The 22,844-nt window shown below is 71.2% G+C and carries 21 protein-coding genes and 2 pseudogenes; 7 read left to right on the top strand and 16 right to left on the bottom strand.

All coding sequences use genetic code 11. The annotated features are described in order from the left end of the window. Window positions 1-56 precede the first annotated feature (56 nt). From fomD to AC4OXY_RS30855, 3 genes are all read right to left on the bottom strand, one after another. Window positions 57-746, bottom strand: a complete 690-nt coding sequence (gene fomD / locus AC4OXY_RS30845) for a cytidylyl-2-hydroxypropylphosphonate hydrolase (RefSeq protein WP_356026436.1) — start codon at window positions 744-746, stop codon at window positions 57-59. Between the two features lie 83 nt (window positions 747-829). Next, window positions 830-2,215, bottom strand: coding sequence for a class II fumarate hydratase (locus AC4OXY_RS30850; RefSeq protein ID WP_362818425.1), 1,386 nt, complete (start codon window positions 2,213-2,215; stop codon window positions 830-832). Between the two features lie 161 nt (window positions 2,216-2,376). Beyond that, window positions 2,377-3,738: an AfsR/SARP family transcriptional regulator gene (locus AC4OXY_RS30855; protein ID WP_402063877.1), complete on the bottom strand. Its 1,362-nt coding sequence runs from the start codon at window positions 3,736-3,738 to the stop codon at window positions 2,377-2,379. Window positions 3,739-3,884: 146 nt separating this feature from the next. On the opposite strand from AC4OXY_RS30855, the gene AC4OXY_RS30860 reads away from it, so the two are divergent. Further along, complete coding sequence (locus AC4OXY_RS30860; protein WP_356026444.1) at window positions 3,885-4,724, top strand: macro domain-containing protein; 840 nt, start codon at window positions 3,885-3,887, stop codon at window positions 4,722-4,724. A 76-nt stretch (window positions 4,725-4,800) separates the two neighbouring features. Here AC4OXY_RS30860 and AC4OXY_RS30865 read toward each other — a convergent pair whose 3' ends face one another. From AC4OXY_RS30865 to AC4OXY_RS30890, 6 genes and pseudogenes are all read right to left on the bottom strand, one after another. Beyond that, on the bottom strand, window positions 4,801-5,541 hold the full coding sequence (locus AC4OXY_RS30865) for a TIR domain-containing protein (RefSeq protein ID WP_491991431.1): 741 nt from the start codon (window positions 5,539-5,541) through the stop codon (window positions 4,801-4,803). Beyond that, window positions 5,538-7,094 carry an AbeC-like domain-containing protein gene (locus tag AC4OXY_RS30870; RefSeq protein WP_491991432.1) on the bottom strand — a complete coding sequence of 519 codons (1,557 nt, stop codon included), beginning with the start codon at window positions 7,092-7,094 and terminating at the stop codon, window positions 5,538-5,540. The genes AC4OXY_RS30865 and AC4OXY_RS30870 overlap by 4 nt, the downstream gene beginning before the upstream one ends. Before the next feature lie 21 nt (window positions 7,095-7,115). After that, entirely contained in the window at window positions 7,116-7,760 is a 645-nt protein-coding gene (locus AC4OXY_RS30875) for a hypothetical protein (protein WP_356026451.1), read from the bottom strand. A 145-nt stretch (window positions 7,761-7,905) separates the two neighbouring features. Continuing rightward, window positions 7,906-8,355 (bottom strand): annotated as a pseudogene (locus AC4OXY_RS30880) (Scr1 family TA system antitoxin-like transcriptional regulator); the annotation flags it as partial. Further along, window positions 8,352-8,807, bottom strand: a pseudogene (locus AC4OXY_RS30885) (DUF6879 family protein). The pseudogenes AC4OXY_RS30885 and AC4OXY_RS30880, both read right to left, overlap by 4 nt. 465 nt (window positions 8,808-9,272) lie before the next feature. Then, window positions 9,273-10,943 (bottom strand): fumarate hydratase, encoded by a 1,671-nt coding sequence (locus AC4OXY_RS30890; protein ID WP_402063873.1) that lies wholly within the window; start codon window positions 10,941-10,943, stop codon window positions 9,273-9,275. A 168-nt stretch (window positions 10,944-11,111) separates the two neighbouring features. On the opposite strand from AC4OXY_RS30890, the gene AC4OXY_RS30895 reads away from it, so the two are divergent. Then, window positions 11,112-11,855, top strand: coding sequence for a DUF1707 SHOCT-like domain-containing protein (locus AC4OXY_RS30895; protein ID WP_376288803.1), 744 nt, complete (start codon window positions 11,112-11,114; stop codon window positions 11,853-11,855). A gap of 175 nt (window positions 11,856-12,030) precedes the next feature. Next, window positions 12,031-12,408, top strand: a complete 378-nt coding sequence (locus tag AC4OXY_RS30900; protein ID WP_356026456.1) for a WhiB family transcriptional regulator — start codon at window positions 12,031-12,033, stop codon at window positions 12,406-12,408. A 96-nt stretch (window positions 12,409-12,504) separates the two neighbouring features. Here the strand turns inward: AC4OXY_RS30900 and glpX are convergent, their stop codons facing one another. Beyond that, window positions 12,505-13,539, bottom strand: a complete 1,035-nt coding sequence (glpX, locus tag AC4OXY_RS30905) for a class II fructose-bisphosphatase (RefSeq protein ID WP_356026459.1) — start codon at window positions 13,537-13,539, stop codon at window positions 12,505-12,507. A gap of 126 nt (window positions 13,540-13,665) precedes the next feature. Here glpX and AC4OXY_RS30910 point away from each other — a divergent pair, with 126 nt between their 5' ends. After that, window positions 13,666-14,190: a DUF4245 domain-containing protein gene (locus AC4OXY_RS30910; protein ID WP_491991433.1), complete on the top strand. Its 525-nt coding sequence runs from the start codon at window positions 13,666-13,668 to the stop codon at window positions 14,188-14,190. Window positions 14,191-14,274: 84 nt separating this feature from the next. Here AC4OXY_RS30910 and AC4OXY_RS30915 read toward each other — a convergent pair whose 3' ends face one another. The 4 genes from AC4OXY_RS30915 to AC4OXY_RS30930 all read right to left on the bottom strand — a co-directional run bounded on the left by AC4OXY_RS30915 (window position 14,275) and on the right by AC4OXY_RS30930 (window position 17,969). After that, the gene (locus AC4OXY_RS30915; protein ID WP_067047411.1) at window positions 14,275-14,865 is read right to left on the bottom strand and encodes a malonic semialdehyde reductase; all 591 of its coding nucleotides are present in this window, start codon (window positions 14,863-14,865) and stop codon (window positions 14,275-14,277) included. Between the two features lie 142 nt (window positions 14,866-15,007). Continuing rightward, a complete protein-coding gene (locus tag AC4OXY_RS30920; RefSeq protein WP_376288804.1) occupies window positions 15,008-15,232 on the bottom strand; it encodes an exodeoxyribonuclease VII small subunit in 225 nt (74 codons plus the stop codon). Then, on the bottom strand, window positions 15,229-16,437 hold the full coding sequence (gene xseA, locus AC4OXY_RS30925; protein WP_491991434.1) for an exodeoxyribonuclease VII large subunit: 1,209 nt from the start codon (window positions 16,435-16,437) through the stop codon (window positions 15,229-15,231). Before xseA ends, AC4OXY_RS30920 begins: the two co-directional genes overlap by 4 nt. Window positions 16,438-16,595: 158 nt before the next feature. Next, window positions 16,596-17,969, bottom strand: coding sequence for an APC family permease (locus tag AC4OXY_RS30930; RefSeq protein ID WP_491991435.1), 1,374 nt, complete (start codon window positions 17,967-17,969; stop codon window positions 16,596-16,598). Window positions 17,970-18,075: 106 nt separating this feature from the next. On the opposite strand from AC4OXY_RS30930, the gene AC4OXY_RS30935 reads away from it, so the two are divergent. Further along, complete coding sequence (locus AC4OXY_RS30935; protein WP_356026471.1) at window positions 18,076-19,083, top strand: 4-hydroxy-3-methylbut-2-enyl diphosphate reductase; 1,008 nt, start codon at window positions 18,076-18,078, stop codon at window positions 19,081-19,083. Window positions 19,084-19,123: 40 nt separating this feature from the next. After that, window positions 19,124-19,870, top strand: a complete 747-nt coding sequence (gene ppgK / locus AC4OXY_RS30940) for a polyphosphate--glucose phosphotransferase (protein ID WP_356026473.1) — start codon at window positions 19,124-19,126, stop codon at window positions 19,868-19,870. 28 nt (window positions 19,871-19,898) lie between these two features. On the opposite strand, the gene AC4OXY_RS30945 is transcribed toward ppgK, so the two are convergent. Beyond that, window positions 19,899-20,435 carry a DUF6542 domain-containing protein gene (locus AC4OXY_RS30945; protein WP_356026475.1) on the bottom strand — a complete coding sequence of 179 codons (537 nt, stop codon included), beginning with the start codon at window positions 20,433-20,435 and terminating at the stop codon, window positions 19,899-19,901. A 162-nt stretch (window positions 20,436-20,597) separates the two neighbouring features. Here AC4OXY_RS30945 and ychF point away from each other — a divergent pair, with 162 nt between their 5' ends. Beyond that, window positions 20,598-21,686, top strand: coding sequence for a redox-regulated ATPase YchF (ychF, locus tag AC4OXY_RS30950; RefSeq protein WP_356026478.1), 1,089 nt, complete (start codon window positions 20,598-20,600; stop codon window positions 21,684-21,686). A 166-nt stretch (window positions 21,687-21,852) separates the two neighbouring features. Here the strand turns inward: ychF and AC4OXY_RS30955 are convergent, their stop codons facing one another. Further along, window positions 21,853-22,830, bottom strand: coding sequence for an SMP-30/gluconolactonase/LRE family protein (locus AC4OXY_RS30955; RefSeq protein WP_491991436.1), 978 nt, complete (start codon window positions 22,828-22,830; stop codon window positions 21,853-21,855). Window positions 22,831-22,844 lie beyond the last annotated feature (14 nt).

Genomic DNA, 22,844 nt, shown 5'->3' on the forward strand with positions numbered 1-22,844 from the left:
ATGCGCCCTTGCGGAGGACGATCCTACGTTTCGTGCCCGGGGGCGCATCAAGGGTCTCATGAGGACACGTGCGCGGGCGTACGGTCCCAGTCCTCGGGGAGAGACGGTACCGCCCAGGACGGATCCGGGCGCCAGTGCTGCCAGCCGTCCGCGAACGGAGGGCCCCAGGAGCCGATGACCTCGATCGCCTCCTGCCCCGCCACCCGCACCCTCTCCGCCGTCCGGGCGTCCATCAGCCCGTCCCGCTGGGCCTGCGCGAACTCGTCCTCGTCGCGCCAGTGCCAGCTGCGGTCCGGGTGCACGGAGATGTCCAGGAAGAAGTCCTCGGAGTCCACTCCGCCCGCCCAACGGACCAGCGGCTGCTCAAGATTGACGTACCAGTTCTTGAACTGCCAGCCCGGCTCCCAGAACAGCCACACCGACCAGGGCCGGCCGGGCTGAGCCAGCTTCAGCACACCGGTGCCGAACCAGCGGTCCCGCTGCACCGTGCGCGGCTTGGTGTAGCGGGACCGGAGCGGCTCCTGGTGCACCGGGGTGCCGTCGGCCAGCACCGGCTTCACGCACTCGGTGCCCGGGGCCAGCCACACGGCGAGCAGATCCGCGTCGTCGCGTACGACGGTGACGGGCCGTGCGATGTGGAAGTGCTCGCCGGCGTTCTCCCGGTAGCGCCACAGGATCGGGGTCCCCGGGGTCCAGTGGTCCGCGGGCCCCGCCGCCGTGCTCGTCATCGCTCCAACGTCCGTCATGCACAGATATTAGGTGCCGCGGGCACCCGACGCTGCGGCGTACCTCACGATCCCCGCCGGTGGCCGGAAAGGTTCGCTCGCGGTTACGGGCGCGTCATCCCGAGGACATCCAGCGCCTCGTCGAGCTGCTCCTTCGTCAGCTCGCCGCGCTCGACATACCCGCCCTCCAGCACCACCTCCCGGATGGTCTTCCGCTCGGCGAGGGACTTCTTGGCGACCTTCGCGGCCTCCTCGTACCCGATGTACTTGTTGAGCGGGGTGACCACGGACGGGGACGACTCGGCGTACTCACGGGCCCGCTCCCGGTCGGCGGTGATGCCGTCGACGGTCCGGTCGGCGAGCAGCCGGGACACGTTGGCGAGCAGCCGGATCGATTCGAGGACGTTCTTGGCGATGACCGGGAGCATCACGTTCAGCTCGAAGTTCCCGGCGGCACCTGCGGTGGTGATCGTGGCGTCGTTCCCGATGACCTGGGCGGCGACCATCAGCACGGCCTCGGGCACGACCGGGTTGACCTTGCCCGGCATGATGGACGAGCCGGGCTGGAGGTCGGGGAGCCGGATCTCGGCGAGCCCGGTCCTCGGCCCCGACGCCATCCACCGCAGGTCGTTGGCGATCTTCGTCAGCCCGACGGCGATGGTCCGCAGCTGCCCGCTGGTCTCCACGATGCCGTCCCGGGCCCCCTGTGCCTCGAAGTGGTCGCGGGCCTCGGTGAGCGGCAGCCCGGTGGCGCGGGCGACCTCCTCGATGACCGCGGCGGAGAACCCGGGCGGGGTGTTGATCCCGGTCCCGACGGCCGTGCCGCCCAGCGGCAGTTCGGCGAGCCGGGGCAGGGAGGCGGTCAGCCGCTCGACGCCGTAGCGGATCTGGGCCGCGTACCCGCCGAACTCCTGCCCCAGGGTCACGGGCGTCGCGTCCATCAGATGCGTCCGCCCGGACTTCACGACGTCGGAGAACTCCTCCGACTTGCGGGTGAGGGCGTCGGCGAGGTGGGTGAGGGCCGGGATCAGGTCGTGGGTGACGGCGGCGGTGGCGGCGATGTGGATCGAGGACGGGAACACGTCGTTGGACGACTGCGAGGCGTTGACGTGGTCGTTGGGGTGCACGTCCCGGCCCAGCCGCTCGCTGGCGAGGGTGGCGACGACCTCGTTGGTGTTCATGTTGGACGAGGTCCCGGACCCGGTCTGGAACACGTCGACGGGGAAGTGTTCGTCCCAGTCCCCGCGGGCGACCTCCGCCGCCGCCTCCTGGATCGCCTCGGCGACGTCCTTGTCGAGCACGCCGAGCCGCGCGTTCACTTTCGCGGCGGCCCCCTTGATCCGGGCGAGCGCTTCGATGTGGGCGCGTTCGAGGCGCTGGCCCGATACGGGGAAGTTCTCGACGGCACGCTGGGTCTGGGCGCGCCACTTGGCGGTGGCGGGGACGCGGACCTCGCCCATGGAGTCGTGCTCGATGCGGTAGTCGCTCATGCCCGGTACAGCGATCCGGGGCGTGGGGTTGTTCCGGGGGCTGGGCCGTGCGGGTGTCGGCCCGCTCGGTGCGCGGGCGGACCGGAAGCGGTCCGGAAGCGGGGGACGGGTATCGGCGGCAGCGGGAGCGGGGATGTGCTGGGGGAATGGAAATGACCAGGTCACGACACCGTGGCGGGCGGGGCGGCAGGCCCCCGCTCGTCCACGCCGCGCAGGAACGCCTCGACCGCCGACAGGTCGGTGCGCTCCAGGTCGTCGGCGCGTATGACCACGCGCAGCTCGGGGGAGACGGCCGGGTCCTGGCGCAGGCTCTGGGTGAAGGTCTCGACGATCAGGAGCACGAGCTGGGTCCGGTCGAGTTCGACGATGCGGGACAGGCCCGTGCCGATGAGCGGTATCGCCACCGGTTTGAACAGCCCGTGCAGCGCGACCGAGGGCCACAGCCGCTCCAGGCTCAGCCGCAGGTCCGCCGGGCCGGACCGGGCCCGCAGGTCGTTGCCCAGGCGGGAGTAGGCCAGCGCGAACACCCGGCGCCGGCCGACCGGCACCGCCACGACCGTACCGACGGGATAGCGCACGCGACGGCCGCGCCGCTTCGTCCGGACGCTCTCCGTGCCCAGCGGGGTGAACCGGCCGAGACCGCGCCGCAGTTGGACGTCGAGGAGCTTGTGCCGGCCCCCGAAGAGGCGGTCGACCAGCTGGCCCTGCACGCTCTCCCGGCTGATCACGACGTCGTCGGGGGAGGTGTCGAACGTGTCGGAGAACCCCACGACCAGGTTGGCGTCCTCCTGGTCGAACAGGTCGCCGCGCACCACGACGACGTCCACGCGCAGCCCGCGCAGGGTGTGGCGCAGCAGTTCGCCGCCGTGCCGCTCGCGCAGCCGGGCGTTCAGCCGGGTGAGGACGGCCGCGGCCTCGACGTCGTCCGGCCGCTCCCGGGCGCTCTGCTCGGCCACCGGCAGGGCCAGGTCGTAGCGGCCGAGCGCGGTGTGTCCGTCGACCAGTTCGCGCAGCGCGGTCTCCCGGAGCCGGGACAGCCGGCGCACCGACGCGCTCGCGAACTCCTCGTCGTGCACCTCGGTCAGCGGCCGGCCGCGCCACAGCCGCAGCGCCTCCGCGAGCAGCCGGACGGCCGAGGCCGGTGCCGCGCGCAGCGCGTCGCCCACCAAACGGGTGAACTCCGTGCTGTCCAACTCCTCCTCGGTGAGGTCGAGTTGGTAGGTGCTCTGGGTGCCGCGCCCGGACGGCAGCTGCCCGGTGCGGATGATCCGGGCGCCGTGCCCCGGCCCGGCGAGGTCGAAGGCGCGCCGCAGCTCCAGGATCCGCTTCTGCACCTCGTTGCGGTTGCGCAGCTCCTGGTGCGGCAGTTCGACGGTCTGCTGCCACACGTCCCGGTAGAGCTGCCGCGCGGTCACGGCCTCGCCGTCGGCGGCGATCAGCCGCACCAGCAGGCGGGCCGTCAGCGGGGTGAGCCGTACCGGAGTGCCGTTCACATCCAGCCGCACGGGGCCGAGCACGCTCACACGTACGAACGATGTGCGGATCTGCACGCGCCTCGCCCCCTCTGCCGCGTGACTGTGCGTCAGCGTACCAAGCGGTTCTGGAGGGAAACATGCGATTGTCCGGTTTGCGGATACGGCTTCCGAGGTGGTCGCGGCGCGGGCGGCGGATGTTCGCGGGCAGCGTGCTCGCGGCCTTCGGCGCCGTGTCGGCCGTCGTGCAGTTCGTCGGGCAGCTCTTCCCCCGCGCCGTGGCCCGCCCCGGACTCGTGCTGGCCGCCTCCGTCGCCCTGTGCCTGGCCTGGGGGCTCGCCCGGGCGCGCCCGCAGTCCGCGGTGCGGCAGGAGTTCGGGCGCCCCGGGATGACCGTGGTCGTCGAGGAGGGCGACCTCTTCGCGCAGCCGGGTCATCTGGTGGTGGGGTTCACCGACACTTTCGACACCCTCGTGGACGACGGCGTCGTCATCAACGGCACCAGTGTGCAGGGGCAGTTGCTCGACCGCCGCTACGGCGGCGACGCCGCGCGGCTGGACGCCGAGCTGGACGCCGCGCTGGCCGGGGTGGCTCCGGTGGCGCGGGAGAGCGCGCGGGACAAGCCGCGGGGCAAACGGGCGCGGTATCCGATCGGGACCGTCGCCACCCTCGGCAGCCGGCCGCAGCTGGTCTTCGCCGTCGCCTACAGCCGGATGGGCAACGACTGCGTGGCCGCCTCCAGCGTGCACGACCTGTGGTTCGGCCTGGACCGACTGTGGGACGCCGTCCATCAGCACGCCCAGCTCGAACGCGTCACCATGCCGCTGACCGGGGCGGGGCTCGCCCGGCTGCACGACCTCGACGAGGACAGTCTGCTGCGGCTGATCCTGCTGTCGTTCGTCGCCCACTCGTGGGAGCGGACGGTCTGCCGCGAACTGCGTGTGCTGGTCCGCCCCGGAGAGCTGGGGCGGATCGACCTGCCGGAGACCGGCGCGTTCCTGGCCACGCTGGCGGCGGGCGCCCGGCGGCACGTCTGACCCCGGGCACCCGCCCACCCCCCCCCTTGCTGGTGCGGTACGGGCCCCTCCCCCGGATACGGGCCCGTACCGCGGCTCAACGGGCCGGCGGCACCTCCCGCCCGGTGCGGTGGTACGCCGACAGATGGCGGTACGGCCAGGTCTGGCGCCAGTCCGAGCCGGTGTCGTTGACCTTGCAGCCCGCCAGCTTCAGCCGTTCGACGATCTTGCCCAGCGCGGTCGCCGAGCCGTCGAACCGGATGACGTTCATCCCCCCGATGTCGGAGATCGCGCGCAGCGCGCCGATCTCCACCATCAGAGTGCGCTCCGGGTAGGCCATCAGCACCATGCCCAGCTCGATCAGCACGTTCGGCCGGGGCTGACCGGTCGGCTCGCTCTCGTACGGCGGCTCGTTCGGGCCCCTGAGGTCCGGGTGCAGCCGGACGATGTCGTCCGGGGTGAGCAGCACCAGTGCCGCCTGGGCCTGCGCGGGGGCCTGCGCGATGACCTCGCCCAAGAACGGCGTCGTCCTGCCCGTGGCTCTGACCAGGTCCTCCCACTCCAGCGGGCGCAGATCGAGCAGGCGCAGCAGGTCGAAGATCTTCAACCGCGCCTCCTCGTCCCGCCCGTGGACGACGAAGACGCTGCGGCCGCGGTCCGGGGCGGATCCGGAACCGCCCTGGCCGGCATCCGCCGACCGGGGGGCCGACGGGCGGGGGACCGACGGGCGGGGGGCTGCCGGGGCGCCGCCGTCGTAGAAGTTCTGTGTCCCCGAGTTGACGGTGCCGCTGTTGTCGTTCACGAAGTTGCTGTTGTGGCCGAAGTCGTTGCCGGTCATGAGGTTCCCGCCCCCTGGCCGCCGCCGGAGCCGTGATGCACGTTCTGCGTCCCCGAGTTGACGTTGCCGTGGTTGTTCTCGACGTGGTTGTTGTGGTGCCGGTAGTCGTTGAGGATGTTCGTCTGGCGGGCCTCGTGCTCCGCCAGGTCGACGTTGTGCGCCTGCAGGAAGTCACGGACGAACTGGAGCAGTTGGCGCTCCACGATCTGCGTGTACTTGATCGTGTCCGTCTCCTGGAAGAAGACGTGGAAGTCGGCGCTGGTCGCCAGCTCGCGGACGCTGGTGAGCGCGCCGGTGTTCCGTGCGGGGACGGCGTAGCGGCCGAGACGGAACTCACTGGGGTCGTGCGTCTGCACCCGGATGTCGTTCCCCCGCCCGGGCAGGGCCGGTATCCAGGAGAACAAGGCCCGTACGACCGCCCCGGGCGTGGCCAGCAGGGTGTCCCCCGCGACCCTGAGCAGCAGTCGGCCGTTCAGGCCGGCCGGGAGCCGGTCGACCAGGTGAAAGCTCTTCTGGATCGGCGCCAGCACGTACGAGTAGAACTCGGTGTGCAGGGTGTTGCCCTTGAGGTCGAAGCCCACGAACGCCGTGGTGACCAGTTCCTGGTTCCACGAGCCGACCCGGACGCACAGGTACACGCGCTGCGCGTCGTAGCCCTCCGCCCAGCCGGCGCCACGGTGCTCCCGGTCCGGCTCGCGCCCGCCGGGACGGACCGTCGTGACGGCCCGGGTGAAGGCGGACTGCTCGACGGCGAGCCCGTCGATCCGCTCCGACCGGCGTGCCCGGTCGCGCAGTTCCGCGTTCATGCGCTCGGCGACGTACTCGGTGATCTTCTTGGCGGTGAAGGGGACGACCTCCTTGCGCCGGGGTTCCTGGGCGCCCCCGGCCGTGGGCGCGCCCGCGCCGCCGCGGTGCTGGTCGAGCACGCCGACCGGCGCGCCGATCAGCAGCTCGGCCGTGGACCACCGGCGCATCTGGCCACCGGCGCCGACGAACGGCTTGTAGCCGCCGTAGCGGATCAGACTGCCGTCCGCCGTCTGCTCCCGGTTGATCTTCTCCACCGTCCGGGCCGTGAGCAGGGGGTGATCGGGGTAGGAGCCGTCGAACCCGCCCTTCGCCCACGCCGGACCGGTGCCGGCGCGCAGCCGGTTCGTGAGCGTCTGCAGCGTGACGACCCGCCGCAGATACGCGGTGACCCACACCAGCCACAGCATCGTCAGCAGCGCGACGAACCCGGACAGGACGCCGGCGGTCATGAGGATGAGCGTGACGGCGAGGCCCGCGCCGAGGACGGTGAGCCGCAGACGGTGCAGCCGGCGTGCCGCCAGCGCGTGGGCGAGGACGGGGACCGCGTCGTACCCGTACGACGGAGCCACGACCCGGGACGGGTGGGTCAGGACACGGATGACCTCGGACCGGTACCCGGGGTCGAGATAGGTGCCGGCGCACAGCAGCCGGGTGGCGTCGCTCGTGGCGTCCGGGGACGTCCGGCCCGGGACCGGGTCCACCGGTTCCGGCGGCGGAGCGGGGACGGAAAGGATGTCACTGGCCATGTCTTCACAGCTCCGCTCTGCTCAGTCGGCCGGGGTGATCGAGGCGTGGGTGATGACCCCGTCCACCACCGTGTACTGACCGCTGTACGACTTCTGCGTGCCGTCGGTCTGCTGCGCGAGCAGGCTCACGGAGACGGTCGTGCCCTGGACGGACACGACGCTGACCGTGTCCTGTTCGGTGTCGGCGAAACCCGCCGCGAAGGAGGAGTAGGACGAGCCGAGGTTCTTGCCGCCGAGGTCCCAGGCGGTCTTGAAGTCATGGCTGTTGATGGCGCCGAAGTACCGCTGCACCGTCGCGCCGGGATCGGCCGCGCCGTCGGTACCGGGGGTGGTGCTGTCCGTGCCGGTCGGGCTCTGCGTGTCGGCCGGGCTCGGGGAGAGGGCCGTGGCGTCCGTGCCGGCCGTGCTCTCCGCGCCGTAGGTGGTGGAGGTGGGGGAGGTCGTGGAGGTGTCCGGCGTCGCCGGATCCGGGACGGTGGGCTGGTAGGAGTAGCCGCCGTAGCCGGACACGGCGCCGGACGGGGATCCGCCGCCGTCCGAGGCCAGATGGGGCAGGACGGCGGTCAGGAGTATCAGCAGCAGCGGGACGCCGGCGATGATCAGCGCGTACGTCCGTTCCTGCCCGGCGGCGGGTAACAAGCCCAGCGGCTTGTAGGTGTGGTTCATGGGTCCTCGCAGCTCCCGGCAGACCGGCCGGGTCTCGCTCGTCTCGTGCGGTACGAACGGAGCTACCTTGCCCGACCCCTGCTGGACTTCGGCCGGTTTCAGCGCTTCCGAAGCGCTTCCGATCCGGGGCCCGGGGCCCGGACGCACGGTGATCTCCTTCGCGGAGAACCCGCGCGCGATCCATGCGGGCGGTCACAGCCTCCGTGACGTCATCGGGCGTCTGCCGGAAGTCGGTGATCTCAGTCAGCCGCGCGGTTGCGTACGCGGGGGTCTGGAGCAGGCCGGGCACCACATTGGAGCAGTAGATCCGGAAGGTTCGGGTGCGCTCGAAGAGAGGCACGTACGACTCCTGGAGTCGGCGTAGCCCGGTGCGCCGGAGTCGTCGCCACTCGACGTACATCGACTCCGTCGAGCGAGAGGCGGCGATCAGGTCGACAGCTTGATCGTCGGCTCCACAGATGCGGCACCAATCGCGAATGTCGGCGTCCGAGGGGGGTGTTACGGCGTAGCCGACCCGAAGACGTGCCGCAAGCGCCTCACGGGCCGCCTGGACGCTGGACGAAGTGAACGGGCCATTGGCGCTGTGCGTTCTCAGATCCTGTATCGGTCGTGCGGAACGGCCCGGTCCCAGACGGCTTCGAACGCCGAGGCGCACAGCTTGACCACCTCGGCGCGGTCGTCCACCTCGTCGTCGAGGTACACGCCCTCACCGGAGAAGTGGCCGAACCTCACCAGCCGGTCATCGAAGCACCAGAAGCCATTGCCGGGGAGTGCCAGATCCGACGCGTTCCGCCGGGGAAGCCAACGGATCTGCTCACCAGCGGTGATGTTGGTGAACGTGCCGTCGTAGAACTACCGGGTGTACTCGCTCACCGGCTCGGAGACGATCCGGGCGCGGCGGATCACGACACCACGGGAAACCGCCTCGGACACCATGTTGAGCCAGGGGCGCCACCAGGACGCCCGGTCGTTCGGGTCCGGCCGATGCCCGGCCTTCCACGCGGCCACGCGCGGAGCCTCGTCCGGGTCGTCGTGGAAGTCGCGCATCTCCAGATCCACGGCGGACCGCTGGCAGTTCGTCAGCAGCTCACTGAACGGTGGGGCCGTCTGCGGCCTCACAAGCCTCCCTGATGGCGGCGACCGTACGCATAGGCAGCCGGACGACGGTCTCACCGTCGGGGATGGGGCCGGTCTTCAGGCACTCGGCGCGCGTCGCCTCGTCCACTGTCCAACCCTGCAACGCGATCTCTTGCTTCTCCTCGTCGACCCGGACCGTGGGGCAGTTCGCCCCGTCCGTGTTCGGGTCCTTGGCGTGAACCGTAGCGACACAGCAGCCTCCCGGGCTACGCGGATTGGACGGACTTCCACACACAGGGACCCTCCCGATGCTGCCGTGCCGGCGACAGGGGTGCGCTTCAAGCCACGGAAGCGGGGGGGCTCATAGCGCCACCCACGCGACAGCAGCAGACCCCCCGGCGACGCCGAGGGGTCTGTGAGGCTCTTGTCGGTGGCTCACGCCAGGCCGGGACCCCGCACCGGGATCGACGTGAACGTCGGCTGCGGGGCCGGGTCCTGGAAGAAGTCGTTGCCCTTGTCGTCCACCACGATGAACGCCGGGAAGTCCTCGACCTCGATCTTCCAGACGGCCTCCATGCCCAGCTCCTCGTACTCCAGGACCTCGACCTTCTTGATGCAGTCCTGGGCGAGGCGGGCGGCGGGGCCGCCGATGGAGCCGAGGTAGAAGCCGCCGTGCGCGTCGCACGCGTCGGTGACCTGCTTGCTGCGGTTGCCCTTCGCGAGCATCACCTTGGAGCCGCCGGCGGCCTGGAACTGCTCCACGTAGGAGTCCATCCGGCCGGCCGTCGTCGGACCGAAGGAGCCGGAGGCGTAGCCCTCGGGGGTCTTGGCCGGGCCCGCGTAGTACACCGGGTGGTCCTTCAGGTACTGCGGCATCTCCTCGCCCGCGTCCAGCCGCTCCTTGATCTTGGCGTGCGCGATGTCGCGGGCCACGACCAGCGGGCCGGTCAGCGAGAGCCGGGTCTTGACCGGGTACTTGGTCAGCTCGGCGAGGATCGTGTCCATCGGCTGGTTGAGGTCGATCTTGACGACGTCGGAGGACTCGTCGAGGTGCTCGTCGGTCGTCTCCGGCAGGAAGCGCGCCGGGTCGGTCTCCAGCTGCTCCAGGAAGACGCCCTCGGCGGTGATCTTCGCGACGGCCTGGCGGTCGGCCGAGCAGGAGACGGCGATCGCGACCGGGCAGGACGCGCCGTGGCGCGGGAGGCGGACGACGCGGACGTCGTGGCAGAAGTACTTGCCGCCGAACTGCGCGCCGATGCCGATCTTCTGCGTCAGCTCGAAGACCTTCTGCTCCAGCTCCTTGTCCCGGAAGCCGTGGCCCAGCTCCGAGCCCTCCGCCGGGATCTCGTCCAGGTAGTGCGCGGAGGCGTACTTCGCGGTCTTCAGCGCGTACTCGGCGCTGGTGCCGCCGACGACGATCGCCAGGTGGTACGGCGGGCAGGCGGCCGTGCCCAGCGAACGGATCTTCTCCTCCAGGAACTTCATCATGGAGGCCTCGTTCAGGACGGCCTTCGTCTCCTGGTACAGGAACGACTTGTTCGCGGAGCCGCCGCCCTTCGCCATGATCAGGAACTTGTAGGCGCCGCCGTCGGTCGCGTACAGCTCGATCTGCGCGGGGAGGTTGGAGCCGGTGTTCCTCTCGTCCCACATGGTGAGCGGGGCCATCTGCGAGTAGCGCAGGTTGAGCTTGGTGTAGGCGTCGTAGATGCCGCGCGACAGGGCCGCCTCGTCGCCGCCCTCGGTGAGGACGTTCTGCCCGCGCTTGCCCATGACGATCGCCGTGCCGGTGTCCTGGCACATCGGGAGCACGCCCGCCGCCGCGATGTTCGCGTTCTTCAGCAGGTCCAGCGCGACGAACTTGTCGTTGCTCGACGCCTCGGGGTCGTCGATGATGCGGCGCAGCTGGGCGAGGTGGGCCGGGCGCAGGTAGTGCTGGATGTCGTGGATGGCCTCCTCGGCCAGTGCGCGCAGCGCCTCCGGCTCCACCTTGAGGAACGTCCGCCCGTCCGGTCCCTCGACGGTGGACACGCCCTCGGAGGTCACCAGCCGGTACGGGGTGGTGTCCTCTCCCTGGGGGAGCAGATCGGTGTACGCGAACTCAGGCATCTCAGCCCATTCCTCACTGTGACGGACGGCCGCCCGCCGACGCTGGCGGGCCTCACCAGCGTAGAACCTGCCGCCGACACGGAACCTGTGAGGTAAGGCTCAGTTCGACACGCCCGGGGTTGTCCACACCCCTAGTCGCGATCTATCGCGTTTCGGTACCCTGCTGTCGTGGACCTTCAGAAGCCCGCCCGTACTCATGACAACGACGCCGCCGCGGCGAGCGTCGCCGAACTGCGCGCCTCGGACGCCGACCGCGACCGGGTCGCCGACATCCTGCGCGAGGCCCTCGCCGAGGGCCGGCTGACCGCCGACGAGCACGCGGAGCGCGTCGAGGGAGTGCTGCACGCCAAGACGGTGGGCGAGCTGGACGTCTTCATCCGCGACCTGCCCGCCGCCCACCAGCAGTCGGCCGCCCCCGCCTACGCGCCCGTGCCGCCCCGCCCCGCCGAGGGCGCGATACCCCACGAGGCGGACGTCAACGTGGTCGCGGTCTTCAGCAGCGCCGTGCGCCGCGGCCGCTGGCGCGCCGGGCGACGGCTGCACGCGTACTCGGTCTTCGGCAGCGTGGAGATCGACCTCAGCGAGGCGATCTTCGAGTACCAACAGGTCGTGATCAAGGCGGTCTCGGTCTTCGGCGACGTCCAGATCCGTGTCCCGGAGAACGTGTCGCTGCGCGGCACCGGCGGCGGCGTCCTCGGCAACTTCGAGGTGGACACGCTGGATTCGGTCGACACTGACGCCCCCGTGGTCTACGTCGACGGCTGGGCCGTCCTCGGCAACGTGGAGGCGCGGCCCAAGCGCGGCAAGCGCATCGGCGACATCCTGGAGCGGGTCCAGAGCAAGGTCGACCGCAAGCTGGAGCGGGTCCAGGACAAGGTCGACGGGAAGTTGCGCAAACACCTGGACCGTTGACAGTCGCGAATCCGCCGGTGACGGGAAGGGCCGGTTCCCCCGCGCGGCGAACCCTGGGGGCGTGAACGAGCCGTCGCACGCCCGCGGTTGGAAACGCAGTGCATAGGCGCACGCACAGCGGGTAGGCCTTGCTGCATCGTCTCTCGCTCGCGAAGCCGTCGTCAGGAGTAGACCCGTGCTGCAACCGCCGCATTCGTCCCTGCAGGTAGCTGCCGTTCCGGCCCAGCGGGTGCCGACGCGGGACAGGGACCAAGACGCCCCCTGGCACACCGAGGCGGTGTGCCGGCGCGACGAGGCCGGCCTGTTCTTCGCTCCGTCGAAAGAGCCGACCGCGGCACGGCTGTCCCGCGAGGAGGCGGCCAAGCGTGTCTGTGCCCGCTGCCCCGTGATGGTCGAGTGCCGCGAGCACGCCCTTCTCCAGCCCGAGCCCTACGGCGTCTGGGGCGGCCTGACGGCGGCGGAACGCCGCGTGGTCCTGGCGAGGCGCCGCCGCAGGGAGATGGAACTGAAGAAGGCGGCGCGGGCGACGGCGGCGAACAGGATGGCGGGCTGAGCGTCCCGAAGGGGCGCGGGGAACTGCGCGAGCGACCACGAACGACCCGCGGTCGCCGACGTTCCACGCGCCCCCTCTGAAGGGGCGCCCCCGGACCTACTTGGCCTTGTCGAAGTCGATCGCGCTGTAGGCCCGCAGCTTGCGCAGCCGGTGCTCGGAGTCGATCCGCCGTACCGTCCCCGACTTGGACCGCATCACGATCGACTCGGTCAGCGCGGTCTCCGAGCGGTACCGCACACCGCGCAGCAGCTCGCCGTCGGTGATACCGGTGGCGACGAAGAACACGTTCTCACCCGAGACCAGGTCGTCCGTGGTGAGCACCCGGTCCAGATCGTGCCCGGCGTCGATCGCCCGCTGCCGCTCCACGTCGTCCTTCGGCCACAGCTTGCCCTGGATCGTGCCGCCCAGGCACTTCACGGCGCAGGCCGAGATGATGCCCTCGGGCGTGCCGCCGATGCCGAGCAGCAGGTCGACGCCGGTGCCCTCGCGCAGCGCGTACACCGAGCCGGCGACGTCGCCGTCGGAGATCAGCTTGATGCGCGCGCCGGCCTCGCGGACCTCCTTGATCAGGCCCTCGTGCCGCGGCCGGTCGAGGATGACGACGGTGACGTCCTCCGGCGCGGACCGCTTGGCCTTGGCGATGCGCCGGATGTTCACGGCGACGGGGGCGTTGATGTCGACGAAGTCCGCGGCCTCGGGGCCGGTGACCAGCTTGTCCATGTAGAACACGGCGGACGGGTCGAACATGGCGCCGCGCTCGGCGGCGGCCAGGACGGCGATCGCGTTCGGCATGCCCTTGGCCGTCAGCGTGGTGCCGTCGATCGGGTCGACGGCGATGTCGACCTCCGGGCCGGTGCCGTCGCCCACGCGCTCTCCGTTGAAGAGCATCGGGGCTTCGTCCTTCTCGCCCTCGCCGATGACGACGACGCCGTTCATGGACACGGTCGAGACGAGGGTCCGCATGGCGCGCACCGCGGCGCCGTCGGCGCCGTTCTTGTCGCCACGCCCCACCCAGCGGCCGGCCGCCATGGCGGCGGCCTCGGTCACCCGGACGAGTTCCAGGGCGAGGTTGCGGTCGGGAGCCTCGGAGGGAACATCGAGCTCGGACGGCAGGTGATGATTTTCGGTCATCGGAGCGCACCTTTCTGATACGGCGACGGCCGGATGAGGGTTTGGCCCTGACTCTATCGTTAGGCAGACAAAATGAGCAGGGGACCCCACGGATGAGCGCTTGGGGCACCTGCGACGATAGGGGGCGTGGCAGGTTCCAAAGGCAAGCAGAAGACGGCCCGGGACATGGTCCTCTCCCTGGCCCTGATCGGCATCGCGGCGCTGGCCGTCTACTTCGTCGCCATCCCGCACGACGACCACGCCCCCGACCTCAAGCGGGTCGACTACCAGGTCGAGCTCATCGGGGCCCGTCGGGCGGCGAGCTACCCGGTCGCGGCTCCCGCGGGCCTGCCGGACAGCTGGAAGGCGACCTCCGTGCGGTACGACGCCGAGAACCAGCGCTGGCACCTGGGCTACCAGACCCCGGACGGCCAGTACGTGCAGCTCGAACAGTCCACGCAGCGGCCGGCCGACTTCATCGACGACGCCAGCCAGGGCGCCTCGGCGACGAAGCGGACCCAGGCGATCGGCGGCCGCACCTGGACCCACTACACCGGCGGCCGCTACGACGCCCTCGTGCTGGACGGCACGCACGGCTCCACCACGGTCGTGGCGGGCACCGCGTCCTTCGACGAGATGGCGAAGCTGGCGGCGGCACTGAAGACCGGGTGACCTGCCCGCATCCGGCGCACGACGAAGGCCCCCGGCGGCGCTGGGGGCCTCTGTCATGTCGTGCGTCCGGTCGCGCCGGCCGGCTCAGACGGTCGTGATGACGTCCTCGTAGGCCAGGCGCGGGGAGCGCGGGAACCAGGCGTCCTCGCCCGGCTTGCCGATGTTGACGACCATCAGCGGGGTGTGGTCGTCGTCCAGGAACTCCTTCTGGACGCCCGCGAAGTCGAGACCCGTCATCGGACCGGCGGCGAGGCCGGCGGCCCGGACGCCGATGATGAAGTACGCGGCCTGGAGGGCGGCGTTCAGGGCGGCGGCACCCTCGCGGGCCGGGCGCTCGGCGAAGAAGACGTCCTTGGCCTGCGGGAAGTGCGGGAAGAGGGTCGGCAGCTCCTCGTGGAACTCGTTGTCCGCGGAGAGGATCGCGACCAGCGGGGCGGTGGCCGTCTTGGGCTGGTTGCCCTCGGCCATGTGCTTCACCAGGCGCTCGCGGGCCTCGGCGGAGCGGACCAGGGTGATGCGCAGCGGCGACTGGTTGAAGGCGGTCGGGCCGTACTTGACCAGGTCGTAGATCGCCTGGACCTGCTCGTCGGTCACGGGCTCGTCGGTGAAGGTGTTCGCGGTGCGGGCCTCGCGGAACAGCAGGTCCTGGGCGGCGGGGTCAAGAACGAGAGACATGAGTGAACTTTCTGGATGGCGCCTGTTCCGACGTACCGGACCGCGGTCCGGATCGGCTGACAGGACGACCCTACGACAGTGAAGTTCAACCTTCAACAAAGATGGGGGTGCGGTGACCCGCTTCACAGCCGCCGGGCGGCGCCTACTCGGCCTCCTCCTCCTCGGCCTCCTCGGCGAGCGCCGCGTCCAGCCGGGCCCTGGCGCCCTCCAACCACCGCCGGCACACCTTGGCCAGCTCCTCGCCGCGCTCCCACAGCCCCAGGGACTCCTCCAGCGACGTACCGCCCGCCTCCAGGCGCCGTACGACCTCGATCAGCTCGTCCCGGGCCTGCTCGTAGGAGAGCGCCTCTTCGACCTTGTCCGTCATTCGCCTGCCTTCACTGTGAATTCACCCTCGGCCACGCGGGCGCGCAGCGTCTCGCCGTCCGTCACCTCGGCCGGATCCCGCACCACGTGCCCGTCGGCCTTCTGGAGCACCGCGTAGCCGCGCCGGAGCGTCGCCGCGGGGGAGAGGGCCACCACGCGCGCGTGCGTGTGCGACAGCTCCGAGTCCGCGCGGTCCAGGAGATGACCGAGCGTGCGCCGGGAACGCTCGACCAGCGAGGCGACATGGTCCGACCGCTCGTCGATCATCCGGTGCGGATCCTCTATCGAGGGGCGGGCCAGGGCATGGGCCAGCCCCCGCGCCTCGCGCTCCACGAACGCCTCCACGCACCGCCGGGCCCGGCCGCGCAGCATCCGCACCCGCTCCAGCTCCTCGCCCACGTCCGGCACGATCTTCTTGGCGGCGTCGGTCGGGGTGGACGCGCGCAGGTCCGCGACATAGTCCAGCAGCGGGGTGTCCGGCTCGTGCCCGATGGCGGAGACGACGGGCGTACGGCACTCCGCCACGGCGCGCACGAGCTGCTCGTCGGAGAAGGGCAGCAGATCCTCCACGCTGCCGCCGCCGCGCGCGACGACGATGACGTCCACGTCCTCCAGCGCGTCCAGCTCCTTCACCGCCTGCACGACCTGCGGCACGGCGTGCACACCCTGCACCGGGACGTTGCGCACCTCGAAGCGGACGGCGGGCCAGCGGTGCCGGGCGTTCTCCAGCACGTCCCGCTCCGCGGCGGAGGCGCGGCCGCAGACCAGCCCGATCAGCTGCGGCAGGAACGGCAGCGGCTTCTTCCGCTCCGCCGCGAACAGCCCCTCGGCGGCCAGTGCCTTCTTCAACTGCTCCAGCCGGGCCAGCAGTTCACCGACGCCGACGGGTCTGATCTCGGCGGCGCGCAGGGACAGCTGACCACGCGGGGCGTACCACTCCGGCTTGGCCAGCACGACGACGCGGGCGCCCTCGCGGACCGCATCGGCGACGGCGTCGAACACCTGCCGGTAACAGGTCACGCCGACGGAGATGTCGTACGACGGATCCCGCAGCGTCAGGAACACGACCCCCGCGCCGGGCCGCCGCGACAACTGCGTGATCTGCCCCTCGACCCACACCGAGCCGAGCCGGTCGATCCACCCCCCGATGAGCCGGGAGACCTCACCGACCGGGAGGGGGGCTTCGGGGGAGGTGTTGGCAGCCATGCGACCGAGACTATCGGCGCACACCGACAACACCCCCACACCACCCGGCCCCGGTCCAGCCCCGGTCTCGGCCGTAGCACCGCCCCGGCCCCAGCCGGCCCCGGCCACGGAGCGCGCCCCTCCCCGCCCGGCCCCCTCCCCGTCCGGCCACAGCCCCGCTACCCGGGAGCCCCGGTCCGCATCCGCTGTCCCACCAGCACCAGCAGACCGATCACCAGCCACACCGCGCCCACCACCTGGGCCGGCCCGCTCGCCTCCGCGATGACCGCGACCGTGATCACCGCCCCGGTCACCGGTACCAGCACATGCCGCCACCAGCCGACCGGCTCCGGTCCCCGGCGCCGCACGGCGAAATAGCCCACCACGCTCGCGTGCAGCAGCGTGAAGGCGGTCAGCGCACCGATGTCGACCACCGAGACCAGCCTGTCCAGGCCGTCGCCGCGCCGGGCCGCCCAGCCCGCCGCGAGCAGGGTGATCACCGCCGAGCACAGCAGGGCGACCCGCGGCACCCCGCCGTCCGTCCGGGACAGGGCACGGGGCAGGCGGCGGTCCCTGCCCATCGCGAACAGCAGGCGCCCGGCCGCCGCCTGCCCGGCCAGCGCCGCGAACGCCGCCCCGATCGCCTTGCTCGCGGCCACCAGGTCGTGCAGCCAGCGCCCGACGGAGGCGTCCACGGCGTCGTAGAAGGCGGAGCCCTGCCGGGCCGGATCGGCGGCCAGCCGCGCGGACGTCGTCGGCTCCAGCAGGGCCGCCAGGTACGTCTGCGCCACGAACAGCGCACCGGCCAGCGCCAGGCAGAACAGCAGCGCCCGCGCGACCTTCGCCGAGCCCCCGGTGACCTCCTCGGCGAACGTCGCGATCGCGTCGAAGCCCAGGTACGACAGCACCGCCACCGACACCGCGCCGATCACCGCCGACAGCGCGAACGCGCCCTGGGAGCCGTCGTCCGACAGCGGGGACAGCCAGCCGCGCGTCGCCCCGTCCCGCGCGAGGACGACGACCGCCGCCACCGTGAACACCACCAGGACGACGATCTCCATCGCCAGCACGAGGAAGCCCACGCGCGCGGCGGCGCGCACGCCCCACAGGTTCAGCAGCGTCGTGACGACCACCGCGAGCACCGTCCACACCCAGCGGGACACCTGGGGAACCAGCGCGTTCATCGCGATGCCCGAGAAGAGATAGGCCACCGCCGGGATGAGGACGTAGTCCAGCAGCGCCATCCACCCCGCGACGAACCCGGCCTCCCGGCCGAGCCCCACGCGCGCGTAGGCGAACACCGAGCCCGCCTGCGGTACGACCCGCACCATCTGCGCGTAACTGAACGCGGTGAACCCCATCGCGACCGTCGCCACCACGTACACCAGCGCGACCGCCCCGTGCGACCGGGCGTCCAGCGTGCCGAACACGCCCACCGGCGCCATGGGGGCGATGAACAGCAGCCCGTAGACCACCAGGTCCCGGAACCCGAGGCTGCGCCGCAGCCGGTGCCGCTCGTCGGCCGCGGGAGCCGTCGTACCGGTGTCGGACATGCCCACCAGTCTTCCCCGCGCGGTCACGCGCACGCGATAGCTGCGCGCCCGAACGCGGCCCCAGGGCCGCCCAAGGCGGGCCGGCGCGGGCTTTACGATGGGACGCATGACCTCTTCGACTGGCCGCCGTGTCCTGCTCGCCGCACCCCGTGGTTACTGCGCGGGTGTGGACCGCGCCGTGATCGCCGTCGAGAAGGCCCTCGAACAGTACGGGGCGCCGATCTACGTCCGGCACGAGATCGTCCACAACAAGTACGTCGTGCAGACCCTGGAGAAGAAGGGCGCGATCTTCGTCGAGCGGACCGAGGAGGTGCCGCCCGGCAACATCGTGATGTTCTCCGCGCACGGCGTCGCCCCGGTCGTGCACGAGGAGGCCGCGCGCGGCCGGCTCGCCACCATCGACGCCACCTGCCCCCTGGTCACCAAGGTCCACAAGGAGGCCGTCCGGTACGCCAAGGAGGACTACGACATCCTCCTGATCGGCCACGAGGGCCACGAGGAGGTCATCGGCACCTCCGGCGAGGCCCCCGAGCACATCCAGCTCGTGGACGGCCCCGGCGACGTCGCCAAGGTCGAGGTCCGCGACCCCTCGAAGGTCGTATGGCTCTCCCAGACCACCCTCTCCGTGGACGAGACCATGGAGACCGTCGACGCCCTGAAGACCAAGTTCCCGGGCCTCGTCTCCCCGCCCAGCGACGACATCTGCTACGCCACGCAGAACCGCCAGCTGGCCGTGAAGCAGATGGGCGCCGAGGCCGAGCTGGTCATCGTGGTCGGCTCGCGCAACTCCTCCAACTCCAAGCGGCTGGTCGAGGTCGCCAAGCTGGCCGGCGCCCGCGACGCCCACCTGGTGGACTTCGCCGCCGAGATCGACGAGGCCTGGCTGGAGGGCGTGAGCACCGTCGGCGTCACCTCCGGCGCCTCCGTGCCCGAGGTGCTGGTCGAGCAGGTGCTGGACTGGCTCGCCGAGCGCGGCTACGGCGACGTGGAGCTGGTCAGGGCGGCCGAGGAGTCCATCACTTTCTCGCTGCCCAAGGAACTCCGCCGTGACCTGCGCGAAGAGGCCTCCGAGCTGGTCGCCGAGCGCGGCGGGAGCGGCGCGGCCGAAGCGTGAGCACGGCGTGACTGTCGGTGGTCCGTCGTAACGTGGTGCCATGCAGATCTTCGGCGTGGACATCGGCGGATCCGGGATCAAGGGCGCCCCTGTGGACCTGGACAAGGGCGAGCTGGCCCAGGAGCGCTGCAAGGTGCTCACCCCGCATCCGGCGACACCGGACGGAGTGGCCGACGGGGTCAAGCAGGTCGTGGACCACTTCGGCTGGACGGGCCCGGTCGGCCTGACCTTCCCCGGGGTGGTCACGGGCGGCGCCATGGTCCGTACGGCGGCGAACGTCGACGAGAGCTGGATCGACACCGACGCGCGCGCCTTGTTCAGCGGCAAGCTGGGCGGACTCCCGGCCACCGTCGTCAACGACGCGGACGCGGCGGGCGTCGCCGAGATGCGCTTCGGCGCCGGCCGCGACCGCAAGGGCACGGTCATCCTGCTCACGTTCGGCACGGGCATCGGCAGCGCCGTCTTCGTCGACGGCGTCCTCGTGCCGAACACGGAGCTGGGTCACCTGGAGCTGAACGGCCACGACGCCGAGAAGCGCGCCTCCAGCAAGGCCAAGGAGGACGGCGACATGACCTGGGAGCACTGGGCGCGCCGCGTCCAGAAGTACCTGGCCCATGTGGAGATGCTCTTCTCGCCCGAGCTCTTCATCATCGGCGGCGGGGTCAGCCGCAAGGCCGACAAGTTCCTGCACCTCATCGAGGGCATCAGAGCCGAGATGGTCCCCGCGCAGCTCCAGAACGACGCGGGGATCGTGGGGGCGGCGATGAGAGCTGCCGAGCACGGGTAGGCGCTGCCGGTCCCGCGGCCCCGGCCGCTCAGGTCCGGCGGCGGCGCCTGCGCACCCACTGCACGCGCCGGACGAGCACGATGACCCAGGCCGCGAGCGTCCCGCTGTACAGCCAGCCGGCCTGGGTGGCGAGCCCGGTGAACACCCCCACCAGCCGGGCGAGCACCCCGGCCTTCCCGTCGGCGACGGGAAACAGCCCGAGGGTGAACGCGATCGGCAGGACGACAGGAGCGGTCAGCAGATCCCCCTCGCGCACCCACAGCGCGGTCAGTACGCACACCGGCACGAACAGCACGCCGTACGCGGTCATGGACGCGCCGAACAGGAGCTGGTCCACGCAGCCGAGGAGGAACATCACGACGGTGCAGAACAGCCCGCTGCCGAGCCCGGTGAGCCGGGGATTCGGCAGTCGCGCCCCCGCCGCCGGCCGCGCGAGACGCGCCTGCCGCCCCGCCTGACTTGCTCCCGCCCAGGGCCCGCGCCGGGCCTGCGGGGGAAGCTGCGCGTGCGGCGGTGTGCCGCGTCGCGGTCCGTCGTTCGGGGGTCGCTTGCTGTGTGGCTCCACTGGACCAACTTAGGTCTGTTTATGTGCCGAATCGGCCATCAGACACGCCGGTGAGCAGAGCTTGGCCGGACGTTCGACGCTCCCGCGAGCCGGCCGACGGGGACGCCGTAAACTGGTGGATCGCGCCCACTCATCGCCCACTCATCCACGGGAAGTCGCAACGTGTCGCTCACGATCGGAATCGTCGGCCTGCCCAATGTCGGCAAGTCGACCCTGTTCAACGCCCTGACCAAGAACGACGTGCTGGCGGCCAACTACCCGTTCGCCACGATCGAGCCGAACGTCGGCGTGGTCGGCGTCCCCGACGGCCGCCTGGCCCAGCTGGCCTCGATCTTCGGCTCGGAGCGCATCCTCCCGGCCACGGTCGACTTCGTCGACATCGCCGGCATCGTGCGCGGCGCCTCCGAGGGCGAGGGCCTCGGCAACAAGTTCCTCGCGAACATCCGTGAGTCCGACGCGATCTGCCAGGTCATCCGCGCCTTCAAGGACGAGAACGTCGTCCACGTCGACGGCAAGGTCTCGCCGAAGGACGACATCGAGACGATCAACACCGAGCTGATCCTCGCCGACCTCCAGACGATCGAGAAGGTCCTCCCGCGTCTCCAGAAGGAGTCGCGGATCAAGAAGGACGTGGCCCCCAAGGTCAAGGCGGTCGAGGAGGCCAAGGAGATCCTGGAGAAGGGCGACACCCTCTTCTCCCAGGGCATCCTCCAGGGCACCGAGCGCGCGGAGCTCCTCCACGACCTGCACCTCCTCACGACCAAGCCGTTCCTCTACGTCTTCAACGTGGACGAGGACGAGCTGACGGACGACGCCTTCAAGGACGAGCAGCGCGCCCTGGTCGCGCCCGCCGAGGCGATCTTCCTCAACGCCAAGCTGGAGGCGGACCTCGCCGAGCTGGACGAGGACGAGGCCCTCGAACTCCTCCAGTCGGTCGGCCAGGACGAGCCCGGCCTCGCCACCCTCGCCCGCGTCGGCTTCGACACCCTCGGCCTCCAGACCTACCTGACGGCCGGCCCCAAGGAGTCCCGCGCCTGGACGATCAAGAAGGGCGCCACGGCCCCCGAGGCGGCCGGCGTGATCCACACCGACTTCCAGAAGGGCTTCATCAAGGCCGAGGTCATCTCCTTCGCCGACCTGCTCGCCACGGGCTCGGTCCCCGAGGCCCGCGCCAAGGGCAAGGCGCGGATGGAGGGCAAGGACTATGTGATGCAGGACGGGGATGTGGTGGAGTTCCGCTTCAATGTGTGAGCGGCCCACCGTCACGCGCTGAGGGTTTCGTCGAGTTCGCAGGTTGCGAGGGGTCTATTCCTACGGGAGTCGACCCCTCGCTGCTTCCTGTGCGAGCGGCGAAAGCGGTACCCATGGCAAAGAGTTCATCCTTGCCGTCTCCTGGCACTGATGCCCCGCCACGAGATCACATCCCCGTCACCCGCGCCACCGTGAACGGCGGGGTCGGCACCCCCGCCCCCATCGGGCCGCCCTTGTCGAACTGGGAGCGGACGACCAGGAGGGCGCCGGGGGTACGGGCCACGGTGGTGGGGATCTGGAGGGCCGGGTCGGTCAGGGTGCGGGTCAGGCGGGCCTCGGTGCCGTCCGGTGACAGGTGCCAGCGGGTGAGGGTGTTGGACGCGTTGTGGGCGGCCCACAGGGTGTGGTGGGAGAGGAGCAGGCCGTCACCGTGGGTCAAGTCGCCTCCGTGGAGGGCCACGTGACGTACCGAGCCGTCGCGGACGTCGACCCGGTACAGGCCGCCGCCGGTCATGTCGACCGCGAACAGCAGCCGTCCGGTGGGGTCGGCGGCGATGCCGTTCAGGGTGTAGGTGTCCGGCGCGTGCGGGGGGACCTCGGCGCTCAGGTCGTAGCGCGGGGTCAGCGGTGCGCGGGCGCCCCGCACCACTTCCGCGGGGGTGATCCGGTAGATCACGGGCCGCACGCTGTCGGTGGCGTAGACCGTGCCGTCCGGGGTGATCACGAGGTCGTTCAGGAAGCGCGCCACGCCCGCCGGTACCTCGAAGCGGGTCAGCAGGGAGCGGGTGCGCAGGTCGTAGACGTCGATGCCCGTGGTGTGGTCGATGACCCACAGGCGGCCCGCGCGGTCGACCTTCAGGCCGTTGGCCGTCGTACGGCCGTCCGTGCCGGCCGGCAGGAAGACCTTGGCGGCGCGGCTGCCGGCCGTGGCCCGGTAGACGGCGCCGGTCGTGAACGAGCCGACGTACGCGTCGCCGGTGCGCGGGTCGAGCGCGATGCCCTCGGGATAGGCCCGGTCGTCGGGGAGCGTGAACGCGGTGGAGATGCGGGGCCCGGCGGCGGCCGTCGCGCTCGGCGCGGCCACGGCGACGGCCGCGGCGGCCGTCGCGGTCAGGAAGGTGCGGCGGTGGAACGAACGGGACACGGCAGCGCCTCTCA

The organism is Streptomyces sp. HUAS MG56 (genome assembly GCF_058673395.1).